Raw genomic sequence first — 22642 nt, 5'->3', positions numbered from 1 at the left:
TGCTGCTCAGGAACTTCCGTCCGGCAGCCCATCGGCGAACACCGGTGCGCCGGGAAGATATTCTCCGGACAGCAGCCGCTTGAGAATCTTGCCGGTCTCGCCGCGCGGGAGGGCATCGAGGAAGGTCACATCGCGGGGCACCGAGAATCTGCTGAGACGGTTGCGGATGTAGGTGCGGACCATATCCGAATCCAGGCCCGAGCCCTCACGTTTGACCACGTACGCGGCCAGGCGCTGGCCGAATTCGTGATCGGGCACCCCGACCACCGCCACGTCGGTGATCTGCGGCAGATACGACAACGCCTCCTCCACCGGCCGCGGGAAGACGTTCTCGCCGCCGGAGATGATCATCTCGTCACCGCGCCCGGCGATGAACAGCCGGCCCGCCGCGTCGAGATAGCCGAGATCGCCGGTGTCCAGCAGTCCGTCGGACTCCTCGGGCGGCGCGTAGTTGACATAGCCGTCGAACAGCATGCGGTTGCCGACGAATATCCGGCCGATCGCGCCGATCGGTACCGGATGCCGATCACCATCCAGCACAGCGACTCTCGTGCCCAGCGGCGGGCGTCCCGCGGTGGTCGGCGAGATACGCAGATCCTCCGGTGTGGCGACCGTCGCCCAGGAGACCTCGGTGGATCCGTAGATGTTGTAAAGGATCTCGCCGAACACCTCGGTGAACCGCAACACGGTGGCGGCGGTCAGCGGTGCGCCGCAACTGGCGACCACCCGCAGGCTCGAGGTGTCGTACCGGGCGCGCTCGTTCGGCAGCAGATCCAGGATCCGCTGCACCATGGTGGGCACGAGAATTATCGTGCTGGCGCGGTTCTCGTCGATCAGACGCAGGCATTCGCGGGCGTCGAACTCCTCCTGCAGCACCACGGTCGCGCGCAGCGCGGTGCTGAGCTGTAGCGCGGCCAGGCCCCAGGTGTGGAACAGCGGCGCCGGAATCACCATCGTCTCGTTCATCTTCCACGGAATCCGGGACAGCAGCGCGGCCACGGTGCCGAAACCCTTGGGATGCGGCCGCCGCGCACCCTTGGGCGCACCACTGGTTCCCGAGGTCAGCACGATCGACCGGCCGGGGCTCTGCGGGCGACGGAACTCGGTGTGCCCGAGCGCGATCAGTTCGTCGATCGTGGTCCGGTCCGGATCGGCCGATGCGCGATCACGGTCGGGCGCACCGCGATCGGTACGATAACGGCGCACCTCGGAGCTGAGGTACCGGATCAGCGGGTCCAGACAGTCTTCGACGAACAGCGTGGTGAGCCGGTGCCGCTGCACGGTCTCCTCCAACTGCCTCGGTGACAGGCCCGCGTTCAGCAGTACTACGTCGACGCCGAGTTTGCCTGCGGCGACCATGGTTTCGACCGCACCGGCGTGATTGCGGGCCAGCAGCCCGATCGCATCACGGGAGGTCAGTCCGAGCGTCGCGGACATCGCACCGGCCAGCGCGTGGGTCCGCTCGTGGATCTCGGTGAAGCTGCGCGCGCCGTCACGATCCACGATCGCGACGCCATCGGGTTCGTAGGCCGCGGCCGCGGCGTACCCGCCGCCGAGCGTGAATCCCCAGGTGGCCAGCGAGCCGATCTGCCGGACGCCACGATCGGGTCGATACGAGCGCACCACGCCGGAGGTGATCATCTGCCGGATCACCGCGGCACGCAGCGACAGCGCCGAATCCTGTCCGTTGACCACGGTCGAGGTCGGCGCCCCGTGCGCAAGCTGCGCCACCCGCCCCAACCCCTCGTGAGTCCAGGCTTCGAGTTGCTCGTTGTCCAGGGCGGCGACCACCGGATGAATGCGGCCGGGCGCGAAGTAGGTGACCGTCACCCGCACGTCGTCCTCGCGCTGCCGCAGCCGCACCGCGACGAAACTGCCCAGGGCTCCGCACCGCAGTTCGAGGCGACGCCCGTGTCCGCCGTCGAGTAATCCGACCGTCAGGGTGCGCACCTCGGTGTGCGGGCCGCCGACCCGCACCTGCCAGTGCGGTAGGCCGCCGATCGACTCCACCGGATCGCAGGCGCCGATTCCGGCGAACAGTCGCGCATAGGTGGCGGGTTCGGTGAGCAGTTGCCACAGTGTGTCCCGGGCGACCGGCATATCCGCGGTCACCTCCACGATGTCGGTGACCAACGTAGTCGTACTCCTCGTTCTGGCGTGCAGAACCATGTTGCCGAACATTCACGTCCGGATCGAGGAATCACCGACGCCTCCGGACAATTCACAGCACCTGTCCGGCACGGTCCACCTCGTTCACAGTGGCGCGGACTCGGAGAGTTCCGCTGTGCACGAACACATTGTGTTCCGGGCCAATCGGTTCGACCCCGGACTGGCGGATAACCCAGGGGCGGTGCGAAACCCTTGTCCTGCGGCAGACGGGCTCCTAGCGTCGGCAAGCATCGTGTCCGGCAACAGGGAGGGTCGCGTGCGTCGTCGAATCGGGCAGCGCCGTTCGCGCCGAGTACGTTTCGCGGCGGTGTGCGCGGTGGTGGCGTTGAACTTGGGCTACGGCGTCGCGGCGGCCGCCACCCCCGCCGACGCTGTCGCGGCGGCCCGCGCGCATGCCCGGCCCGCACTCGACGGCTCGCATCTGGTCACGGCCATAGCCGAGCCGGGAGGCGTGGTGCAGCTGTCGGTGTTCTCCGCCGCGATGGAGCGCCCATTCTCCGTGGAAGTGCTTCCTCCCGTGGATATCTCACGTCCCGCGCCGGTGCTGTATCTGCTCAACGGCGTCGACGGGGGCGGTGGCCCGGGCGGCTGGAGAGGGGGCGGAAACTGGCTCACTCGCACCGATGCGAGGAGATTCTTCGCGGGCAGGCAGGTCACGGTCGTCATGCCGGTCGGCGGGGCGGGCAGTTTCTACACCGACTGGCGCGCTGATGATCCGGTGTACGGACGCCGGCGCTGGAGCACCTTCCTGACCCGTGAGCTTCCGCCGATCATCGATGCGGCGTTCGGCGGGTCGGGGGCGAACGCGATCGCGGGCCTGTCGATGGCGGGCTTATCGGTCTTCCAGCTGGCCCTGGCCGCGCCGGGACTGTATCGAGGCGTGGGCTCGTTCAGCGGCTGTGTGCGGACCAGCGATCCGCTGGGCCAGCTCATGGTCGACGCGATCGTCACCGGAACCGGCGGCGACACGCTGGACATGTGGGGCCCGCCGACCGATCCGGCCTGGGCGGCGGGCGATCCGTATCGGCATGCCGACCGGCTACGCGGGCTGGCGCTGTACGTCGCATCCGGCAACGGCCTGCCCGGACCGCTGGACACCCTGGACGGTCCGGGCATCGGGCACAACCCGATGAAGCTGGGTGATCAACTCCTGGTCGGCGGCATCCTGGACGCGCTGGCCGGCCGCTGCACGCAGGAGTTGCGAGATCGTTTACGGCAGTTGCGCATTCCCGCGACCGTCGTACTGCGGCCGGACGGCACCCACTCGTGGGGTTACTGGCAGCAGGATTTGCACAACGCCTGGCCGATGCTCAGCGCGGCGCTGAACCGGTGAGCCCGGCCGCGTCGTGCCGCGCCGGTTCGGGCAGCAGCAGCGTCATCCCGGCGATTCCCGCGGCCACCACGGCGATCGCGGTGAACATGGCGATACTTCCGCCGAGGGTGTGTGCGCGGAAGAACACCGTGCTCAGCACCGCGAGCCCGACCGCGTTGCCGATCTGCTCGAGGGTGGGCAACAGGCCCGAGGTCTCGCCGACCTGTCCCTGATCCAGTCCCGCGAGCATCACCGGCTGCACCTGCAGCCCGAACACCCCGACACCCAGACCCGAGACGAAGACCGGGACCACGGTCAGCGCCACGCTGATTCGGCCGCCGGTCAGAGCCAGATACACCGCCGCCACCGCCATACAGCCGGCGTACAGTGCGATACCGCAGGCCAGGGACCGCACACCCCAGCGCCGCACCAGCAGTGGCGCCGCGAGCGCGCCCGCACCGGCGCCCAGCGCGAACACGGTCATCGCGATGCCGGTGCGCAGGGGGGAGAAGTGCAGTTCGTCCTGCAGGGTGATGGACGCGGCGAAGACGAACGCGGTGAACATACCGAAGAATCCGGTCACCAGAACCGCGCCGATGGCGAATCCACGATTGCCGAACAGATCGGGCCGCATCAGTGGAGGGCGGCCGCGACGGATCAGAACACGTTGGTACGCAAGGAATCCCGCGCCGAGTGCCAGTGCTGCCAGGACGGTCCCCACCGGCAGCGTCCCCCATCCGTGCTCTTGCACCTCGGCCAGTCCGTACAGCAGCGCGAGCAGGCTCGCCGCCGACAGCAGTACTCCGCCCAGATCCAGCCGCGCACTGCCGGATTCGGCGCCCACGTGCAGAAAACGCGCGGCCAGCACGAACGCCACGATGCCCAGCGGCAGATTGATCAGGAACACCCAGTGCCAGCCCAGGCCCCACAGATCGAGTGTCAGCAGAACGCCGCCCAGAATCGGACCGACCATCCCCGCCCCGCCCGCGGCCAGCCCGTACAACGCGAACACCTGAGGATGGCGGCCGCGCGGAAAGCTGGCCGCCAGGATCGCCAGGGTCTGTGCGGCCATCGCGCCGCCCGCGATACCCTGCACGATTCGCGCGATCACCAATTCTTCTGCCCCGGTGGATATTCCACACCAGACCGAGGACGCGGTGAACACCACTACGGCCACCAGGAACAACCGCCGGCGCCCCCACAACGCGCCCAGCCGCGCCGCGGTCAGCAATACGCAGGCGAACGCGACGGAATACCCCGAGATCACCAGCAGCTGAGCCGAGCGCGAGGCGCGCAGATCCCGGGTGATGTCGGGCAGCGCGGTGTTCACGATGGTCACATCGATCATCTGCATGAACACCGAGATCAGGCAGGCGGCGAAGGTCAGCCAGGCGGTCAGTTCGCCGCGCGGGACCGCCGTGGGATTACGAATATCGATACCAGCCACTGTTCCGTACCTCGATCAATGATTGCCCCGACGAATTCGGCTGTCGGCGTGGACGGTTCGCGCGCCGGTCAGGCTGCCTTTCCTGCGACTTCGGTGAACACCGCGGCCAGCGCGGTGACGTAGCGATCCACCGAATCGTGGGCCGCGGGCGTGTCCGGATAGATGACACTGAGCGTGGTGTGCTCGGGAAAACGGTTGATCCACATCAGGACCTCCTCCGAGGCAGCGCGGTTCGCGTAGACACCGCAGTCGGCCAGGTCGAGGTACTCGCTGCCGGACAGCTCGCGGGTGTCCACGTAGGAGATCATCGGGTGCGCCGAGCCGGGCCCGGCCTTGATCTCCGGATCGGACCGCAACAGGTGCAGCACCCGGTGCAGCGCGGTGGGCGCGAGCAGCAGTCCGTCGTCGTAGGCACGCTGTGCCATCGGGACCATGCGGGTGAACGGAGTCCTCGCGCCGATCGGGAAGGCCACCGGTACCAGGTTCACGTACCAGCCCACGGACGCGCGCTCGGCCGCCGAGACGCGGGTACTGATCGGCGTCATGCCGAAGTAGTAGTCGCTGCCGGTCAATTCGCGTTCGGCCAGCGCCGCGGCGGCGAAGATGCCACCGGTGAACTCGGCACCCTGATCGCCGCACACGCGATCGAACCGTTCGGCGGCGGCGGCGTCCATGAGGGTGACGGTGCGGTGCGCGCTGCGGTTGTAGCCGTCCATGCGCTTGCCCAGATCCATGGGGAAGCAAGGCAATCGGCCGTCGTTGCCACGTAGCAGCTGGCTCCAGCGGCGCACGCCGGGCGAATTCAGGGTGAGCTGTTCGGTGTAGGCGCGCTCGCGGGCGCAGTAGTCCAGATAGCTGGCGGGTTCGGCGAGCATGCCGCTGTCCTGCCACACCTGCGAGACGTACAGCATGGCCAGTTCGAATCCGGCGATGTACTGGCCGAATGCGTCGGTGTGCAGATGATCCGCGGCCAGGTAGACGGTGGTGGATTCGGCGCGTTCGATGGCGCCGAAGGTGAAGCAGTCCCAGGTGAGCGGTCCCGGGGTGGTCTTCTCGACATGTTCGCGGATGGTTTCCGAGTCGTAGATCTCGCCGTAGTCGACCGGAACGAATTCCACGTCCTCGGCGGCCACCAGATGCCGCTGGACCGTCCCGCCGGAACCGAGCGTGAACCAGGTGCGGAAACTGTCGTGACGTTGCAGGAAGGCGTTGACCGCCGTCGTCATCGCCTCGCGATCCAGGTCCCCGGCGGGAATCTCGGCGGTCACCACGCACAGACCCGAATACCGGAATCCCGCCTCGCTGTGGCGATCCGCCAGGCGCAGATACTCCTCCTGCTGGTGTGAGGGCGGGACGGGATGCTCCGGCGCCCGGGCGGCCCGCTCGAGCGCCCGCGGCGAGGCCACCCAGCCGATGAGGCGGCCGGGGGGCGGTTGCCATTCATCGATCAGACCGAAACCGACCACGACATGTCCTCACTTCCCTGTTTCCGCTGCCACGCCGATCGGAACAGGCTGCGGCGCCTCGGTTTCCGATGCCGACGTCGCAGAGGCCAGGATGAGCTCGGCCACCTTCGGCCCGGCCTGTTCCAGGCTGAACGAGCGGCCCATCTGCAGGGACATCAGATCGATGCCGAGCGTCTTGGTCACCCGCGCGCCCAGCTCCACGGCCATCAGCGAATCCAGGCCCAGTTCCGGCACCGGGACGGTCATGTCGATCGACTCCACCGCAACGCCCATCACCACCGCGAGTTCCTCGGCCATCTTGCGGGCGATGGACGGGCCGCGCTTGGCCTCCTCCATCGCGGCCAGTTCGTCGCGCAGCCGGGCCAGCTCCGAGGTGTCCTTGGCCGAGGCCTGGGCCAGAGCGGTGGTGCGCCCGGTCCGGGCCAGCTGCGGGAACGTGCCGGTGAGCTTGGCCCAGTCGGTCGGGATGATGGCCGCCCGCGTCGCGCCCAGGCGCAGGGTCTGCTCCAGATAGGCGGTGGCGTCGGCCATATCGATGATCCCGAAGCCGACCAGATCGAGATATTTCACCGCGGTCTCGTCGGCGGCCATACCGCCGGTCGCGCCGGACAGGTGGCCCCAGCCGACGCACAGCGCCCGCTCACCCGCGCGGGACCACTGCTCGGCCAGGGACTCCACCGCGACATTGGCCGCGCAGTAGTTGTACTGGCCGTAGATCCCGTACATCGAACCGCCGGAGGAGCACAGCACGAACATGTCCAGGTCGATGCCGGCGTCCGCGACCGCCCGGTGCACCACGCGCGCGCCGTGCACCTTGGGCCGGTACACCCGATCGAGCTGATCGTGTTCCATCAGCTCGATGCGATTGTCGGCCACCGCGCCGGCCGCGTGGAACACACCGCGCAGCGGATGCGCCGCGGTGTGCGCCCGGCCCACCATCGCCGCCACGGCCCCGGCGTCGGTGACGTCGAGCTTCTCCTCGAGCACCTCGACGCCGACGGTGCGCCACGCGTCGAGCTGGCGACGCGTCTGTTCGGTCGTCGCGCCGCCGCGTCCGGCCAGCGCCAGTCGCCGCGCTCCGCGCATGACCAGCCAGCGCCCGATGGCCATACCGAAGCCGCCGAAGCCGCCGGTGATCAGATAGGTTGCGGCACTGTCGATGTCGAGTTCGGGCAGCTGCGACCGGACCGGCGGCTCCGGATCGTCCATGCGCAGGGCGATCCGGGTGGTGCGGGTCGAGCGGATAGTCTCCTCGAACGCCTTGGCCACGTCGCGCGTATCGAACATGGTGTATTCCAGCGGCTGATACCGTCCGTCCAGTACCTGCTGGTAGACCCGCTGCAGCAGGGCGATGAGCCGTTCGGGCCGCACGGCGACCAGGCGATCCAGATCCATCGAGAAGTAGGCGACATTCTTGTCGAAGTTGCTCATCTCGAGCAGCCCGCCGGTGTAGATGTCGGCCTTGCCGACCTCCACGATGCGCCCGAATTCGGCCAGCGCGTTGAAGTTCTGCCGCAGGATTTCCCCGGGCGCGCTGCTCACCACCACATCCGCGCCGAGGCCGTCCGTGATCGTGAGCACGTCGTCGACGAAGTTGAGCGAGCGGGAGTTCACCGCGTAATCCGCACCCAGGCGCAGGATGTGCGCGCGGCGCTCGTCGGTGCTCGCGGTGCCGATGATGCGGGCCCCCCGTGCCTTGGCGACCTGGATGGCGGCGGTGCCCACGCCGCCGGCCGCGCCGTGGATCAGGACCGTCTCGCCCGGCTCGACCCGCGCCAGGTCGTTCAGCGCGTATTCGGCGGTGCCGAAAGCGATTGTGCTGGTGCAGTATCCCGGATCGATGTCCGCGGGCAGCGGGATGGTGAGCGACCGATCCGAGATGGCGAACCGGCGCATCATGCCCTTCGCCGCGATCGCGACCAGATCACCGACGGCCAGATCGGTGACGCCCTCGCCCAGCCGGGTGATCTTTCCGACGCCCTCCATACCCGGCACGGTGCCGAAGTAGGTCGGGGCGAGCTCGCGCTCGCCGAGCAGTCCGATGACCTTGAGCGGATCCTTGTAGTTCAGTCCGATGACCTGCATGCGGACCTCGACCTGGCCGGGACCCGGCGCCGGGCGCGCACATTCGCGCCAGGCCACCGAGGACAGCACCCGGGTGCGCGGCAAATCCAGGGTGAAGTTGGCGTCCGGATCGGTCAGCGGCCGATCGGTATCCAGATCCTCGAGCCGCTCGGGCAGTGGTTTGGTCACCACCGGAACCCAGCGCACTCCCTCGCGCAGCAGCACCTCGTCGGAGTTGTCGAGCGAAAATGCGCCGGGCACAGCCAGTTCCGCGACCAGATCGGCGATCGGGGTACTCGGTTCGGTGTCGATCAGCCGCCAGCGCAGCGCGGTCTGCTCGTTGAGCAGCACCCGGCGCGCGCCGGCGAGCGCGGCGTGGCCGGACTCCGGTGCGGTCGGGCTGTCCGGCAGGGTGAAGGCGTGTTCGGTCACCAGGGTGGCGTGGCACGCACCGTCGCCGAAGATCGACTGCGGCGTGCCCTGCGTGGACTCCGGATTCGCGAATTCGTGGACGGCGACGGCGATTCGCTTGAGGGTCCACAGATCCGCGACATCGTCGTGCCGGTCGGGTGCGGCGACCAGAATCACGTGCAGCCGATCAGCGCCCTCGTCCCGCCCGGCCCGCAGGAGATCGGTCAGCTCCGGCTCCAGCTCGTCTCCCGGCGAATCCACCTGGTACAGCCGAGACCCCGACATCGCCTCGGCGAGTTCGGTTGCGCGAGCGTGCTTCCCGATTGCGACGATCACGGTGGTGACGGATCCGGCGTCGGCCAGTGCGGCCGGGTCGATGGGATCGCGCCGCTGCATGGTGTCGGTGTAGTAGAAATCGACCATCCGGTGCAGCGGGTCGTCCCCGGGACGCAGGGCGCCGATCTGCAGGCCGGTCAGGCGCATCACCAGATTCTGGTCGGCGTCGAGCAGATCCACATCGGCACGCAGGCGCGCCTTCGGATCGCGGCGGGCCACGACGGTGATCCGCTCGGGCAGCGGGGCCAGCAGCCGCACCGCCTCGACCCCGACCGGGACCATCGTTCCCTCGTTGATCCGCTCGTCGGCGAACAGCAGCGCCGCGCTCTGCATGGCCGCGTCCACCACCGCGGGATGGGCCAGATGCCCCGAGCCCGCGGCGATGCTGCCGTCCACGGTCGCCACCGCGATGTCCTCACCGACCCGCACATCCACCACACGCCGGAAGTACGGGCCGTATTGCAGACCCGCGGCATCCAGGCCGGAGTAGAACATCTCCGGATCGATGTCGACCCCTACCTCGATGCCGGGCACCCTGGCGAAGGTCCGCTCGTGACTGCCGGTCAGCAGGCGGCCGCGCGCGTGCACGGTCCACGCCTGTCCGGTCGCGGCGCGCGAGCGGATCAGGAACCGCCCGCTGGCCTCCTCCACACTCAACGCCACCAGCGGCACATCCGGTGCACCCATGATCAGCGGCGCGACGAACCGGACCTGTTCCAGGCCGACGCGTTCGACGCCGAGCCGGCTGGCCGCGGCACTGAGCGCGGCGTCCAGATACGCCGCGCCGGGCATGATCTTCACGCCGTTGACGACGTGGTCGGCCAGCCACGGCAGCAGCTCGCCGCCGACCTGCAGCAGCCAGTCCGGGCGGCCTTCCAGATCCGGATCACCCAGCATGGCGTATCCATCGGGGGTGCCCAGCCGCGCCTGCTCGAAAAGCGGTAGCGGGGAATGCAATCGGGTCCGCTGCCAGGGATAACGCGGTAGCGGCAGATGCGGTGTGGCCGGGCGGCCGGACGGGAACAACGTGTCCACCGCGAGCACCCCGGCGGCGTACAGGCCGATCAGGGTGTTCCGGACGCTCTGCGAATCCGGTTGTGTTCGATCGAGTGTCGGCACGGTGGTGCCGTTGACGTCCGCGCCCAGCAACGTCTCGCGGATGTTGCCCGAGAGCACCGGATGCGGGCCGACCTCGAGGAACACCCGGCTGTCCGCTGCGATCAGTGCGGCGATCGCGTCGCGGAACAGCACCGGCCGGCGCACGTTGGCGCACCAGTACTGCGCGTCCCAGTCACCCTCGGTGACCCGCGTGCCGGTGACGGTGGAGTACAGCGGCACGACCGGCGGCCGCGGCTTCAGCTCGTCCAGTTCGGCGCGCAGCTCGTCCAGGATCGGATCCATCAGCCGGCTGTGATAGGGCACCTCTACTCGCAGGCGCCGCGCGAAAACGCCGTCCGCGGTGAGCTTCTCGGCGATCTCGTCCAGCCGCTCGACATCGCCGGACAGGGTCAGCGAACTCGCGCTGTTGATCGCCGCGATATCCACCCGCGCGTCGTCGCCGACAAGTTCACCGGCCTGCTCGGGACTCAGGCCGACCGCCAGCATGCCGCCCGTTCCCGCGGTGGTCGCTTGCAGCCGGGCCCGGTGATACGCCACCCGCACGGCCTCGGGCAGGGTCAGCACCCCGGTGACACAGGCCGCGGACACCTCGCCGACGCTGTGGCCGACAACGGCGGCGGGCGTGATTCCGTACCCGGCGAGTTCGCGCACCAGCGCCACCTGGATCAGGAAGTTCGCCGGTTGGGCCACCTCGGTCCGGGTGACGCGGGACTGCTCCTCGGGCCGCCGCAGTTCCTCGATGATGGACCAGCCGGACAGCTCCCGGAACTCCTTGTCGATCTGTTGCGCGGTCTCGGCGAAAACCCCACCGGCAGCGAGCAGTTCGCGGCCCATCCGCCAGTGTTGCGGGCCCATGCCGGAGAAGACGAAGACCGGCTCGGCCACCCGGGAGACGATCGTGCGCGCGGCGTCGCGACCCTCGCCCGCGGCGAACTCGCGCAGCCGGGTGATCAGATCGGTGGCGTCGCCGTCGACGAGAACGCCGGTGCGGTACGGATGATGCGCCAGCCGGGTCCACGCCGCTTCGGCCAGATGATTCGGGTCCGCCCCCACTGCGAGCAGATCCGCGAATCGGCCCGCCTGCGCGCGTGCCGCGGCGGTGCCGCGGGCGGAGATGGGCAGGACGCCGAAGTGATTGTGCTCGCGAGCCTCGGCGGCGCCGGGCTCGCGGTATTCCTGGAGGATCGCGTGGGCGTTGGTGCCGCCGTAGCCGAATCCGTTGACCGCGATGGTCATCGGCGCGCCGCCGGGCGCGAGCGGCTCGGGTTCGAGCTGGACGCGCAGGCCCAGTTCCTCGAACGGGATGTCCGGATTGGGCTTGTCCAGCCAGCCCTGTGGCGGAATCGTGCGGTGCGCGATCGCCAGCGCCGCTTTGATCACGCTGGCCACACCGGCCGCGGCCTCGGTATGTCCGATGGTCGATTTCACCGAGCCGACGCCGAGGGGCTCGGCCCGTCCGGCCGGTGCGCCGAACACCCTTCCCAGCGCACGCAATTCGACCGGATCACCGACCAGGGTTCCCGTGCCGTGCGCCTCGACGTAGGTGATCTCGTCCGGCGCCAGACCCGCGCGCGTGCACACCTGACGCGCCAGGGACTCCTGAGATTCGGCGCTGGGCACGGTGATCGCGGTGGTGCGCCCGTCCTGGTTCGCGCCGGTGGCCTTGACCACCGAATAGATCCGGTCACCGTCGCGGACCGCGTCCTCGAGCCGTTTGAGCACCACCATGCCCGCACCCTCACCACGGCCGTACCCGTCGGCGGAGGCGTCGAAGGATTTGCAGCGGCCGTCGGTGGCCAGGAAGCCGCCCTTGCACATCAGCACGAACGTCTCGGGTTGCAGCATGACGTTGACGCCACCGGCCAGCGCCACCTCGCAGTCGCCGTTGTCCAGCGCCTGGCAGGCCAGATGGAAGGCCACCAAAGAGGAGGAGCAGGCGGTGTCGACCGTCAGCGCGGGCCCGGTCAGGTTGAGCGCGTAGGCGATCCGGTTGGACAGCATCGTGTAGGAGGCGCTGGCCGGAGTATGCATGTCGGTGTGGAACAGCGCCGGGCCGACCACGCCGATGACCGACTGGTCCACCACGAATCCGCCGACGTACACCCCGACCGGCGCGCCCGCCGCGCGCCCGGCCGCACCCGCGTCGTCCAGGGCCTCCCAGGTGACCTCGAGCAGCAGTCGCTGTTGCGGATCGAGCACCGTCGCCTCGCGCGGGGAGATGCCGAAGAAGTCCGGATCGAATTCCCACGGATCGATCGTCATGAACGCGCCGCGCTTGGTGTAGGCGCGGCCCGGTGTACGCGGTTCGGGATCGTAGTATCGCCGATAGTCCCAGCGGTCGGCCGGAACCTCCACGACGCCGTCCCGTTTGTCGACCACGAATTCCCAGAAAGAATCGGGTGAATCGATGCCGCCCGCGAATCGACAGCCTATACCGACAATTGCAATATCAGACACGTAGTTTTCCTCCCGAGTTCGGGATATGTCACCGCCGTCGATACGACGATCCGTGTAATTCAGCACCCCACACAGTTGACAGGCCGGATCAGTGTATCGTCGGATTACGAGACGAACAGATCTGCGAGAGCATTTTGTGCCGTCCGCGCGGTCATGCCGTCCGCGACTGTGACATCGCCCAGAAGTAGCCGTTGAGCGGCATGTCGACTCGGCTGAAGCGGTATCGTGTGACCGAATTCCGGCACAATACGACAGTCGGTATCGTTCACAATCTCGATAACCCGTCATTGTGGGATTCGGTAATCCGTCAACTATTCACAGTGCATTCGAACCTGCGTGGATAGGATCCGGTCGGCACTCGGCGTGCGTACCGGGAGCCGCGCATATCGGTACATTCGACGCGGCAGAGAGGCGGCCATTGTTCATCGATTTCACGCGCTGGGCGGACATGGTCGTTCGACGGCGATTCACGGTGATCGTGATACTGCTGGCCGGCCTCCTGGCGCTGGGCGTCTACGGCATGGATCTGCACGACCGGCTCAGTGCGGACGGCTGGGACGATCCGGGTTCGCAATCCATTCGCGAGGCGCGAATCAAGGATGAAGCCTTCGGGCACAACCACATTGCCGATGTGCTGGTGCTCTACCACGCGCCGCCCGGACGCACCCTCGACGATCCGGCGTTCTCGCGGGCCGTGGTGCGCAGCCTGAACAGTCTGCCGCGGCGCTTCCCGGATCGGATCGCCAAGATCAACGGGAGCTACTGGCGCACCGAGACCGGGGTGTCGTGGCCGGACGTCTTCGGCTCGAAGGACCGCCGGTACGCCTTCGCCTCGATCGCCCTCCGCGGCAACGACAACACCGAGGTGATGCGCAACTATCGAAGCGTCGCAGGAGCGTTCGCCATCCCGGGGATCGACACGGAGGTCGCGGGCGGGCAACCGGTCGCGGGAGCGCTGAACGACACCATGGCGCATGACCAGACGCGGGTGGAACTGTTCGCCATCCCCGCGGTCGCGGTGCTGCTGTTCTTCGTCTTCGGCGGCATCGTCGCGGCCGCGCTGCCGCTGATCGCGGGCGGGCTCACGGTGATCGGCGCGTGGGGGGTCATCCGGGCGATCACCACCGTCTCGCAGGTGAATTCCTTCGTCTCCCCGGTGGTTTCGATGATCGGGCTGGGACTGGCGATCGACTACGGACTGTTCATCGTGAGCCGTTTCCGCGAGGAACTCGCCGACGGGCACGAGATTCCGGCAGCGGTGCGCCGCACAGTCGCCAGCGCCGGGCGAACGGTGGTGTCCTCGGCGACCATCGTGGTGGCCGCGTCGGCGGCCATTCTGCTGTTCCCGCAGGGGTTTCTGCGATCGTTCGCCTACGGCGCGATGATCACCGTCGCCCTGGCCGCGCTCACCGCGGTCACCCTGCTGCCCGCCATGCTCGCGGTGCTGGGCCGCCGCATCGACCGGTTCGGCTTTCGCCGGTTCCAGCGAACCCGCGGCACTGCCGAGGATCCGGACAACCCCTGGGGGCGGCTGGCCGGATGGGTGATGAAACGCCCTCTGGCCGTGGGTATCCCGATCGTCGCGATCCTGGTGCTGCTGATCGCTCCGGTGCGCGACATCGCCTTCGGCGGCATCAGCGAGCGATTCCTGCCGCCGGACGATCGAACCCGCCTGGCGCAGCAGCATTTCGACCGGATCTTCCCGCTGCGTCAAACCGGGCCGATCTCTGTGATCCTGATCGCGGATGACACCGCTGATGTCCCCGGAGTGCTCGATATCGCCGATCACGCACCGGGACTGGCCGCGCCGTTCCCGAAACCGGTGCAGGCCCCCGCGCAGCCGAACGTCTTCACCACCGACACCGTTCTGCTGGATCCGCATCGCCCGGACCGGGCCATCGACTACCTGCGTTCGATGCCATTGCCCAGGGGCACAACGGTTCTGGTGGGCGGCACGCCCGCCGAACAGCGCGACAGCGTCGACGCGCTGTTGCATCGGCTGCCGCTGATGATCGCGCTGGTCTTCCTCCTGACCACCGCGCTGATGTTCGCGGCGTTCGGCTCGATCGTGCTGCCGTTGCAGGCCGGGGCGCTCAACCTGCTCGGCCTCGGATCCACCCTGGGTATCTTGACCTGGGTCTTCGTCGACGGACACGGTGCCAGGACAATGAACTTCACCCCGCAGCCGATCATGGCGCTGGTCCTGGTGCTGATCGTTTCGGTGATCTACGGACTGTCCACCGACTACGAGATATTCCTGCTCGCCCGCATCGTGGAGGCGCGCGAGGCGGGCGCGTCCACCATCGATGCGGTCCGCTCCGGCATCGCGCACACCGGCCGGATCATCACCGCCGCGGCCCTCATCCTGCTGATGGTCACCGGTGCGTTCGCCCTCTCGGATCTGGTCATGATGCAGTACATCGCGTGCGGCATGGTCGCGGCCCTGTTCATCGACGCGACCATCCTGCGCATGCTGCTGGTCCCGGTGACGCTGCGCCTGCTCGGCGACTTCTCCTGGTGGGCCCCGCGCTGGCTCCCTCGCCCGCGCCGTCGACTTCCTGCCGGCCCCGCACCTGCCGAGCCGCGGGTCGAGACCGCTCCGGAGGTCGTCCACTCCGCCGCACCCTGATCGCTTCCCCGCCCGATAGCGGGAGCCTCGTGGATGCGCTTGCGACCCGAACCGTCCCGCAGTGGCGCGATATCGCGACGGCACGCGCGGTGATCCGCCCGGCCGCTGGTCTTCCGCAGCGTCGAGGAGAGCTGGCCCCCGTGGCGGCGGGTCGCGGCATCATGTTCCTGCCGCTGTGGTGATGAACTTCTACATCCGTCCGGACGTCGCCTGCCTCGAGGTCGCCGACCTCGCCTTCACCCAGGTCGGCCCTGCCTGGCTCGCCGGCTGCGATGGCGCCCTGATCGAGGAATTCGCCGACCTCGCCACCGAGGCATGGGTGCCCATCTAGGTGCGCCCGGCCTGGTGCTGCATTTTGTGGGCTCGTTCGTCGGAAACCAGCGCGTCGAGCCCGAAGAATGCAGCCGCAGGCCGGACTGGATCAGTCGGCGGGCGGGGCGCCATCGGCCACAAGTCTCGTCCGGCGCGCAGCGCCCTGATTCGGTACGGGTCGCCGCCGTCGGATCGGGTATGGACGCCCGGGCCGTGGAGGGATATCGTAGTGATATCACTACGATATTGGGAGGATCTCATGGAACTACGTCGGGCCTTTCGCGCCAACGGGTTCTTGTTGTTGATCGTGCTGCTCGCCCTGGCGGTGATCGGCGCGGTCGTCGGGGTGAACGGAGCGTCCTCGTCCAGGAGTGGCGGGGGCGGTGCCGCGCAGGCGGTGGTGGGGTATGTCGTGCTGGTGGTCTCGGTGCTGCTGCTGACGGGGTTGACCACCGTCGGGCCGAACGAGGCCAAGGTGGTGCAGTTCTTCGGGCGGTATATCGGCTCGGTGAGTGAGGCGGGGTTCCACTGGCTGGTGCCGCTGAGCGGTAAGCGGCGAATCTCGTTGCGAGTGCGCAACTTCGAGACCCAGAAGCTGAAGGTCAACGACTCCGACGGCAACCCGGTGGAGATCGCGGCGGTGGTCGTGTATCGCGTGGTCGACAGCTTCAAGGCGGCGTTCGCCGTGGACGATTACGAGGAGTACGTGCGTACCCAGTCCGAGACCGCGGTGCGGCATCTGGCGACGACGCACCCGTACGACGCGGCGCCCGATGCGGCGGTCGGGGCGGGCGCTCCCGTCGCCGAGAACCGGACGAGCCTGCGCAACGGCACGGAGGTGGCCGAGGAGATGACAGCCGAACTGCGCGAGCGTACGGGCCTGGCGGGTATCGAGATCCTCGAGGCCCGCATCACGCATCTGGCGTACGCGCCGGAGATCGCGCAGGCCATGCTGGTTCGCCAGCAGGCCAGCCAGGTGGTGGCGGCGCGCAGTCGCATCGTGGAGGGCGCGGTCGGCATGGTCGGCATGGCGCTGCAGCGCCTGGCCGAGGAGGGCATGGTCGAACTCGACGAGGAGCGCAAGGCCTCGATGGTGTCGAATCTGCTGGTCGTACTGTGCGGCGACCGAGCCGCGCAGCCCGTGGTCAACACCGGGACCCTCTACTCCTGATGGCGGCGCGCGAGCCCAAGAAGGTGCTGCTGCGCTTGGACCCGGCCGTCCACGAGGCCATCGCCAAATGGGCGGCCGACGACCTGCGCAGTGTCAATGCCCAGATCGAGTACGCGCTGCGGCTGGCCCTCGACCAGGTGGGGCGAGGACTCAAGCACAGAGAGTGACGGGTAATTTCATTTGTCACCGATGGGTTACGTATTGAGCACAAAACGCCCTAGTACGTGCGAGTACATAACGGATAGGTAGCGTGGTCGCGTGCCAATCTCGTTCGAAACCGGGGGACTGCAGAAACTTGACCAGAACACCTGGGGAGATCCGAAGACCCGTGACATCGTCACCCTGAGCTACTTCGACTCGGCTCCGGACCTCCCGGCGCCGCTCGAGGACGAAGACGTCCTGCGCCGCAAGCTCACCGAACTCCAGGCCGAATTCGGCTGCCTGCTCGAGGCGCACTCCATCACCGTCAATGGCCAGCCCGCGCTGCTGCGGCTGGAGAAGTTCCCGCTGCCGGAGCGCGAATCCGGCCTCGGGTTCACCGCCGGAATCGTGGTGCCCAAGGCCAAGTGCAGCGCGATCCTGAAGATCATGTGCTCGGAGAGCGGCCGCCCCGGCGCGCGGGAGGCCGCGGTCGTGCCGAAGGTCGGCTTCCCGAACATGTTCCCGCCGCATCCGTACGCGCCGGAGGTCCGGGGCAAGCTGCCCTACAACGCCGCGGACGACATGCGCTGGGACGACATGTTCCCGAACCACGCACTCAGCCGCGCCCGCCGCTGGATCGTGCACATCAGCCGCACCGCCAAGGTCGACCCGCGTTTCGCCGCGCTGCCGGCGTTCACGGGCCCGGCCACGGCCGACGCGGGCGCGACGACCGTGAAAATCGCGAGCGCGGGGTCCGGATCGGGGTCGGGTGCGCCGAGTACATCGGCCACCGAAGTCATCCCGATCGTCCCTAGAAAGTAACGCCCGCAAGCTGTTTCATGGCACAGAAAACCGGATGCCCCGGCCGAGCTCACTCGGCCGGGGCATCCCCTCATTTCTCGGGGCCGTTCAGTTGCCTGAAGCTTTGTTCGCCGCGATGACGAAGTCGTTCGTGTAGGTCGCGGGCATGTCGACCGGCTTGGTGACCTTCCCGACGTATTTGTCGACGTCCAGCGCCGTCTGCGGCGCGCCCGGCGGCATCATGCCGTCCGGCAGGAACTGATCCTTGTCCTGGTCCAGCGCGGTGATGTAGTCCTGCTTGGTGATCAGCCCGTTGGAGACGAACGCCGGGGGCAGATGCGCCGCGATATCGGCCGCGCTGTGGGTGTGGATGTAGTGCATGGTGTCTACCAGGGCGTTTACCACCTTCTGCACCAGATCTCGATGGGAGTTCACCCAATCGGTCTGCGCGAGCACCGCGGCGCCCGGATACACGCCGCCGAACCACTTCTGCGCCCCGGCGGTCGTGGCGATATCGATCGCCGAGGCGCCGACGCCCTTCTTCTCGATCCCGGTGACGGTCGGCTGGGTGGTCATGGCGCACACGATCCGTCCGCGCTGCAGCGCGGAGATGAGGGTGCTGCCGTCACCGACCCCGATCCGGCTGTAGTCCTGCCCGCCCAGCTGCTGTCGCGCGGCCAGGTAGCGAGTGAGATCGTCTGTGCCCGAACCGAGATCGGTCACCCCGACGCTCTTGCCCTTCCAGTCCGCCGGGGAGTGGATGTTCGCGGCGCCGGCGCACATCTCGCGCTCACCGGGCGCGCCGGACAGCTGCGCGACGTCGATGACCTTCTTACCCGCCTGCTGGAAGTCGATCGTGTGCACATACCAGGCGCCGGCCATGTTCACCTGCCCCGAGGCCATCGCGTCCTCGGCCCCGACCCCGCCCTGCGTTTCGGTGCTCAATTCCATGTTCACGCCGTACTTCTTGTACAGGCCCAGCCCCTCGGCGAGCTGGTACGGCAGATAGATCTGCTTGTCGATCCCGCCGACCATCATCGATACGGTCGGCAAACCGTTGCCCGGGTTCGAGCCTGAACCGCAGGCGGTCAGCCCCACGGCGAGTCCGACGGCGGCGACCGCACAGGCCGTGCGTGCGACGATGCTGCGTGTCATAGTTCTTCTCCTCGAAAATCGAAGGGGTGCACGAGGTTCACAGTCCGCGCGCCTCGGAGTTGGTGGCCGGTCGCCAGGCCAGTAGCCGGTTCTCCAGCCGGGTGATCACGAATTCGGCGCTCAGTGCGATCAATCCGATGACGACCATCGCCGCGAACACCCCGTCGGGCTGAAAATTGTTCTGCGCCGTGGAGATGACCAGGCCCAAGCCGTGCTGCGCGCCGAGGAACTCCCCGACGATCGCGCCGATGACGGCGAACCCGAACGCCACGTGCAGGCTGGCGATGATCCAGGTCAGCGCCGAGGGCAGCACCACGTGCCGCACGATCTGCCAGCGCGAGGCGCCCAGCACCCGCACATTGGCCAGCAGATTCCGGTCGACCTCCCGCACGCCCTGGAAGGCGTTGAAGAACACCACGAAGAACACCAGCACCGCGGCCAGCATCACCTTCGACGCGGTGCCCAGGCCCAGCCACACCACGAAGATCGAGCCGAGCACGATGCGCGGCATCGCGTTGAGCACCTTGATATACGGCCCGGCCACATCGGCCAGGAACGGGATCTGCCCGAGCAGTATCCCGGCGACGATTCCGGCGACCGTCCCGTAGGCGAAGCCGAGCAGGCCCTCCTTCATCGTCACCCAGATCTGTGACCACACCGAGCCGTACTGGGTGCCGTGCTCGACCCAGTCGATCAGCGTGGACACGATCCCGCTGGGACGGCCGAAGAAGAACGGGTCGATCACGTTCGCTCCGGTCAGCAGCTGCCAGCCGCCGATCACCACGACGAAGACCGCCAGGCGGGACAGGTTGACCCAGAGGCGACGTCGCCGGGAGCGGCGGCGTGAGTCGGCGGCGATCTCGGCCTCGTCGGGGACCTTGCGAATATCGGATTGCAGGGCGCTCACCGCCTCGGAGACGTCATGCGTCACGGCCGGGCCTCCCTGGTGCTCGCATAGGCGGTTTCGACCTCGTCGCGCAGCGACTGCCAGATCTGGTGATGCAGTTCGAGGAATCGCGGCTGGAACCGGATCTCCTGCACCGCGCCGCGCGGGCGGGGCAGGTCGATCTCGTAGACGTCCTTGACGGTGCCGGGGCGCGCGGTCATCACCACCACGACGTCGGCCAGCGCGATGGCCTCCTCGAGGTCGTGGGTGATGAACAGGACCGTCGGGCGGGTCTGTTCCCACAGGCCCAGCAGCTCGTTCGACATGATCGCCTTGGTCTGCACGTCCAGCGCGCCGAACGGTTCGTCCATCAGCAGCAGCGACGGCTCGTTGATCAGCGCCGCGGCCAGGCTGGCCCGCTTGCGCATGCCGCCGGACAGCTGATGCGGATAGTGGCTCTCGAATCCGGCCAGACCCACCCGGCGCAGCCAGTCCCGTGCCCGCTGCTGAGCCCGTCGCTTGGCGGTGTGCGCCAGGACCGGACCCAGTGCCACGTTGTCCAGCACGGACTTCCACGGCAGCAGTGCGTCGAGCTGGAACATGAACCCGGTGCCGGGTGTGATGCCCGAGACCTCGCGGCCGGCCACGCGTACCGATCCCGAGGTGGGCTTGTCCAGTCCGGACACCAGGCTCAGCGTGGTCGACTTGCCGCAGCCGGTCGGCCCGACGATGGCGCAGAACTGTCCGGGCTCGATGGTGAGGTTCACGTCATTGAGCGCGGTGAACGCCTCACCCTTGGGGCTGGTGAATCGCTTTGTCACACCGGACAATTCGATTCTCGAATCGTGCGTCCGGGTGGCGACCGGGGGATCGGCCGTCGTCTCGGCGGCGGAGGGCATCGTCGTCACTGGGTAGTCCTCGGGTAGTCCTTCGGTGATGCCGACGACCATCCCGCGTGACCCGGGTCACGTCGATGATTCCGCGACCGATCCGGTGTTTGCGGCAGTTACGCGCATTTCCGAGCATTACGCGCACGAAGCGTGTCCGGTTTCTGCGTTATCATGCGCCTGTGACGCCCTTCACATACCGGCGTCGGAGACTGCGTTTGTCCACCCAAGTGCTCGTCCTCCTACTCGGAATTCTGCTCATCTCCGCGGTCGCGGACGCCGTGATCTCGTATCGGGAGATCCGCGACGACCTCGACCGTCAGGCGGGCACGGCCGCGCTGCGGATCGCCGAGGCCACCGCGGCCGATCAGGCGATAGTCGCCGGATTCGCCGCGCCGCATCCGGCCGGGGTGATCGACCCGGTCGCAGAGACGATCCGGCGCACCACCGGCGCGGCGTTCGTCGTGATCGCCGACAGTCGCGGGGTGCGCGTCGCGCATCCGGACCGCACCCTTATCGGGCGGTCATTGTTGAGCGATCCCGGCGAGGACCCGGCCGCGGTGCTGGCCGGCGGTACGTACGTGGGCGTGCAGCAGGGTTCGATGGGCCGGTCGATGCGCGCTAAGGCGCCGATCCGCGACGCGCGGGGCCGGGTCGTCGGCCTGGTGTCGGTGGGCACGCTGGAGAACACCGTCAGCGGCGAGCTGCGCTCACGCCTGCCCTCGACGTTCGTCCCGCCGCTGCTGGCGCTGGGGTTGGCCGTGATCGGATCGCTGCTGCTCGCGCGGCGGATCAAGCGACAGACCTACGGCCTGGAGCCCGCCGAGATCACCACCATCCTCGAGCAGCGCGAGGCCATGCTGCACAGCATCGCCGAGGGCGTGATCACCCTGGACCTGGACGAGCACATCACCCTGGTCAACGACGAGGCGCAGCGGCTGCTGGGCATCGTGCGGGAGGACGCGGTCGGGCGGCGGCTGGCCGAGGTCGCCCCCGCAGGACGGGTGCGGGACGTGCTGACCGGCCGGATCGCCGGGCGTGACGAGATCATCCTGCTGGACGAGCGCATCCTGGTGGTCAACCACATGCCCGTGGACGTGCGCGGCCGTCCGGTCGGCGCGGTGATCACCCTGCGCGACCGCACCGAACTCGAGGAGCTCCTGCGCGAGCTGGACGACACCCGCTCCCTGACCGAGGCCCTGCGCTCGCAGGAACACGAATTCGCCAACCGGCTGCATGTGATCGGGGGGCTGATCGAACTGGGCCGCCTCGACGACGCCGTCGAATTCATCAACCGCTCCTCAAGCCTGCACCAGCAGCTGGCCGCCGGGCTGGTGGATGGCATCGGTGACCCGATCCTCTCGGCGCCGCTGCTGGGCAAGGTGGCGGTGGCGGCCGAGCGCGGCATCACCGTGTCGGTGTCCACCAGTGGTGTGCTGCCCGGCCCGTTGGACGACGCGGAGGGCCTGGTGACCATACTCGGCAATCTCATCGACAACGGGCTGGACTCGGTCGCCAGGGAGGGTTCTGCCGGTGGACGTGTGGAGGTCGGAATTGTTGTATCCGGAAATGATTCGGCAGAGGAATTGATGATTACTGTGCACGATTCCGGTCCCGGCGTGGACGAGGCGCTGACCGGCGAGATCTTCCGGCACGGATTCACGACCAAGGCCGCGCGGGGCAATCGCCGTCGCGGTATCGGCTTGGCGTTGGTCGCTCGGGAGGTCTGCCGTCGGGGTGGGCGTATCGAGGTGCGCAATGCCGGCGGCGCGCTGTTCACCGTCGCGATCCCGCTGCCGGGCGGGCAGATGGCGGGGGGCGAGGTCTCGATACGCGATGGATTGTTGGGCGTGGGAGCGCCGGGCGAAGGGGCCTGGGG

At 68.1% G+C, this 22642-nt stretch carries 15 protein-coding genes; 8 read left to right on the top strand and 7 right to left on the bottom strand.

Annotation, left to right across the window (positions count from 1 at the left end; all coding sequences use genetic code 11):
- Positions 1-6 precede the first annotated feature (6 nt).
- Positions 7-2133 carry an AMP-binding protein gene (locus tag JZ791_RS16675; protein WP_438804528.1) on the bottom strand — a complete coding sequence of 709 codons (2127 nt, stop codon included), beginning with the start codon at positions 2131-2133 and terminating at the stop codon, positions 7-9.
- A 292-nt stretch (positions 2134-2425) separates the two neighbouring features.
- Here JZ791_RS16675 and JZ791_RS16670 point away from each other — a divergent pair, with 292 nt between their 5' ends.
- Entirely contained in the window at positions 2426-3502 is a 1077-nt protein-coding gene (locus JZ791_RS16670; RefSeq protein ID WP_308162952.1) for an alpha/beta hydrolase, read from the top strand.
- Here JZ791_RS16670 and JZ791_RS16665 read toward each other — a convergent pair.
- From JZ791_RS16665 to JZ791_RS16655, 3 genes are all read right to left on the bottom strand, one after another.
- Complete coding sequence (locus tag JZ791_RS16665) at positions 3480-4928, bottom strand: MFS transporter (RefSeq protein WP_308162951.1); 1449 nt, start codon at positions 4926-4928, stop codon at positions 3480-3482. The genes JZ791_RS16670 and JZ791_RS16665 overlap by 23 nt on opposite strands.
- Before the next feature lie 68 nt (positions 4929-4996).
- Positions 4997-6394 carry a condensation domain-containing protein gene (locus JZ791_RS16660; RefSeq protein WP_216895848.1) on the bottom strand — a complete coding sequence of 466 codons (1398 nt, stop codon included), beginning with the start codon at positions 6392-6394 and terminating at the stop codon, positions 4997-4999.
- Positions 6395-6403: 9 nt separating this feature from the next.
- Positions 6404-12781: a type I polyketide synthase gene (locus JZ791_RS16655; protein WP_216895846.1), complete on the bottom strand. Its 6378-nt coding sequence runs from the start codon at positions 12779-12781 to the stop codon at positions 6404-6406.
- 472 nt (positions 12782-13253) lie between these two features.
- On the opposite strand from JZ791_RS16655, the gene JZ791_RS16650 reads away from it, so the two are divergent.
- The 6 genes from JZ791_RS16650 (at position 13254) to JZ791_RS16625 (ending at position 17856) form a co-directional block, all read left to right on the top strand.
- Positions 13254-15410, top strand: a complete 2157-nt coding sequence (locus JZ791_RS16650) for an MMPL family transporter (RefSeq protein ID WP_308162950.1) — start codon at positions 13254-13256, stop codon at positions 15408-15410.
- A 29-nt stretch (positions 15411-15439) separates the two neighbouring features.
- Positions 15440-15592 carry a hypothetical protein gene (locus JZ791_RS16645; RefSeq protein ID WP_216895842.1) on the top strand — a complete coding sequence of 51 codons (153 nt, stop codon included), beginning with the start codon at positions 15440-15442 and terminating at the stop codon, positions 15590-15592.
- Complete coding sequence (locus tag JZ791_RS16640; RefSeq protein ID WP_216895840.1) at positions 15592-15741, top strand: hypothetical protein; 150 nt, start codon at positions 15592-15594, stop codon at positions 15739-15741. Before JZ791_RS16645 ends, JZ791_RS16640 begins: the two co-directional genes overlap by 1 nt.
- A gap of 240 nt (positions 15742-15981) precedes the next feature.
- Complete coding sequence (locus JZ791_RS16635) at positions 15982-16893, top strand: SPFH domain-containing protein (protein WP_216895839.1); 912 nt, start codon at positions 15982-15984, stop codon at positions 16891-16893.
- Positions 16893-17060 carry a type II toxin-antitoxin system antitoxin gene (locus tag JZ791_RS16630; protein WP_216895837.1) on the top strand — a complete coding sequence of 56 codons (168 nt, stop codon included), beginning with the start codon at positions 16893-16895 and terminating at the stop codon, positions 17058-17060. Before JZ791_RS16635 ends, JZ791_RS16630 begins: the two co-directional genes overlap by 1 nt.
- Before the next feature lie 91 nt (positions 17061-17151).
- Positions 17152-17856 (top strand): hypothetical protein, encoded by a 705-nt coding sequence (locus tag JZ791_RS16625; RefSeq protein ID WP_216895835.1) that lies wholly within the window; start codon positions 17152-17154, stop codon positions 17854-17856.
- An 87-nt stretch (positions 17857-17943) separates the two neighbouring features.
- Here the strand turns inward: JZ791_RS16625 and JZ791_RS16620 are convergent, their stop codons facing one another.
- The 3 genes from JZ791_RS16620 to JZ791_RS16610 are packed head-to-tail and all read right to left on the bottom strand — an operon-like array spanning position 17944 to position 20775.
- Positions 17944-18990, bottom strand: coding sequence for an ABC transporter substrate-binding protein (locus JZ791_RS16620; protein WP_216895833.1), 1047 nt, complete (start codon positions 18988-18990; stop codon positions 17944-17946).
- A 37-nt stretch (positions 18991-19027) separates the two neighbouring features.
- On the bottom strand, positions 19028-19921 hold the full coding sequence (locus JZ791_RS16615) for an ABC transporter permease (RefSeq protein WP_216895831.1): 894 nt from the start codon (positions 19919-19921) through the stop codon (positions 19028-19030).
- Complete coding sequence (locus tag JZ791_RS16610) at positions 19918-20775, bottom strand: ABC transporter ATP-binding protein (protein WP_216895915.1); 858 nt, start codon at positions 20773-20775, stop codon at positions 19918-19920. The genes JZ791_RS16615 and JZ791_RS16610 overlap by 4 nt, the downstream gene beginning before the upstream one ends.
- A gap of 170 nt (positions 20776-20945) precedes the next feature.
- Between JZ791_RS16610 and JZ791_RS16605 the strand changes: the two genes are divergently transcribed.
- Positions 20946-22642: ATP-binding protein (locus tag JZ791_RS16605; RefSeq protein WP_216895829.1), on the top strand; the 1697-nt coding region annotated here is incomplete at its 3' end.

Origin of the sequence: Nocardia alni, assembly GCF_019038435.1 — a bacterium.
In the GTDB taxonomy this organism is placed as follows: domain Bacteria; phylum Actinomycetota; class Actinomycetes; order Mycobacteriales; family Mycobacteriaceae; genus Nocardia; species Nocardia alni.
The sequence above is the reverse complement of the archived record's forward strand: the minus strand, read 5'-3'. Positions and strand labels throughout refer to the sequence as shown.

Coding starts and splice junctions, on each gene's coding strand:
- JZ791_RS16640 (WP_216895840.1), top strand. CDS start 15,592: ATGAACTTCTACATCCGTCCGGACGTCGCCTGCCTCGAGGTCGCCGAC.
- JZ791_RS16620 (WP_216895833.1), bottom strand. CDS start 18,990: ATGACACGCAGCATCGTCGCACGCACGGCCTGTGCGGTCGCCGCCGTC.
- JZ791_RS16610 (WP_216895915.1), bottom strand. CDS start 20,775: ATGCCCTCCGCCGCCGAGACGACGGCCGATCCCCCGGTCGCCACCCGG.
- JZ791_RS16630 (WP_216895837.1), top strand. CDS start 16,893: ATGGCGGCGCGCGAGCCCAAGAAGGTGCTGCTGCGCTTGGACCCGGCC.
- JZ791_RS16635 (WP_216895839.1), top strand. CDS start 15,982: ATGGAACTACGTCGGGCCTTTCGCGCCAACGGGTTCTTGTTGTTGATC.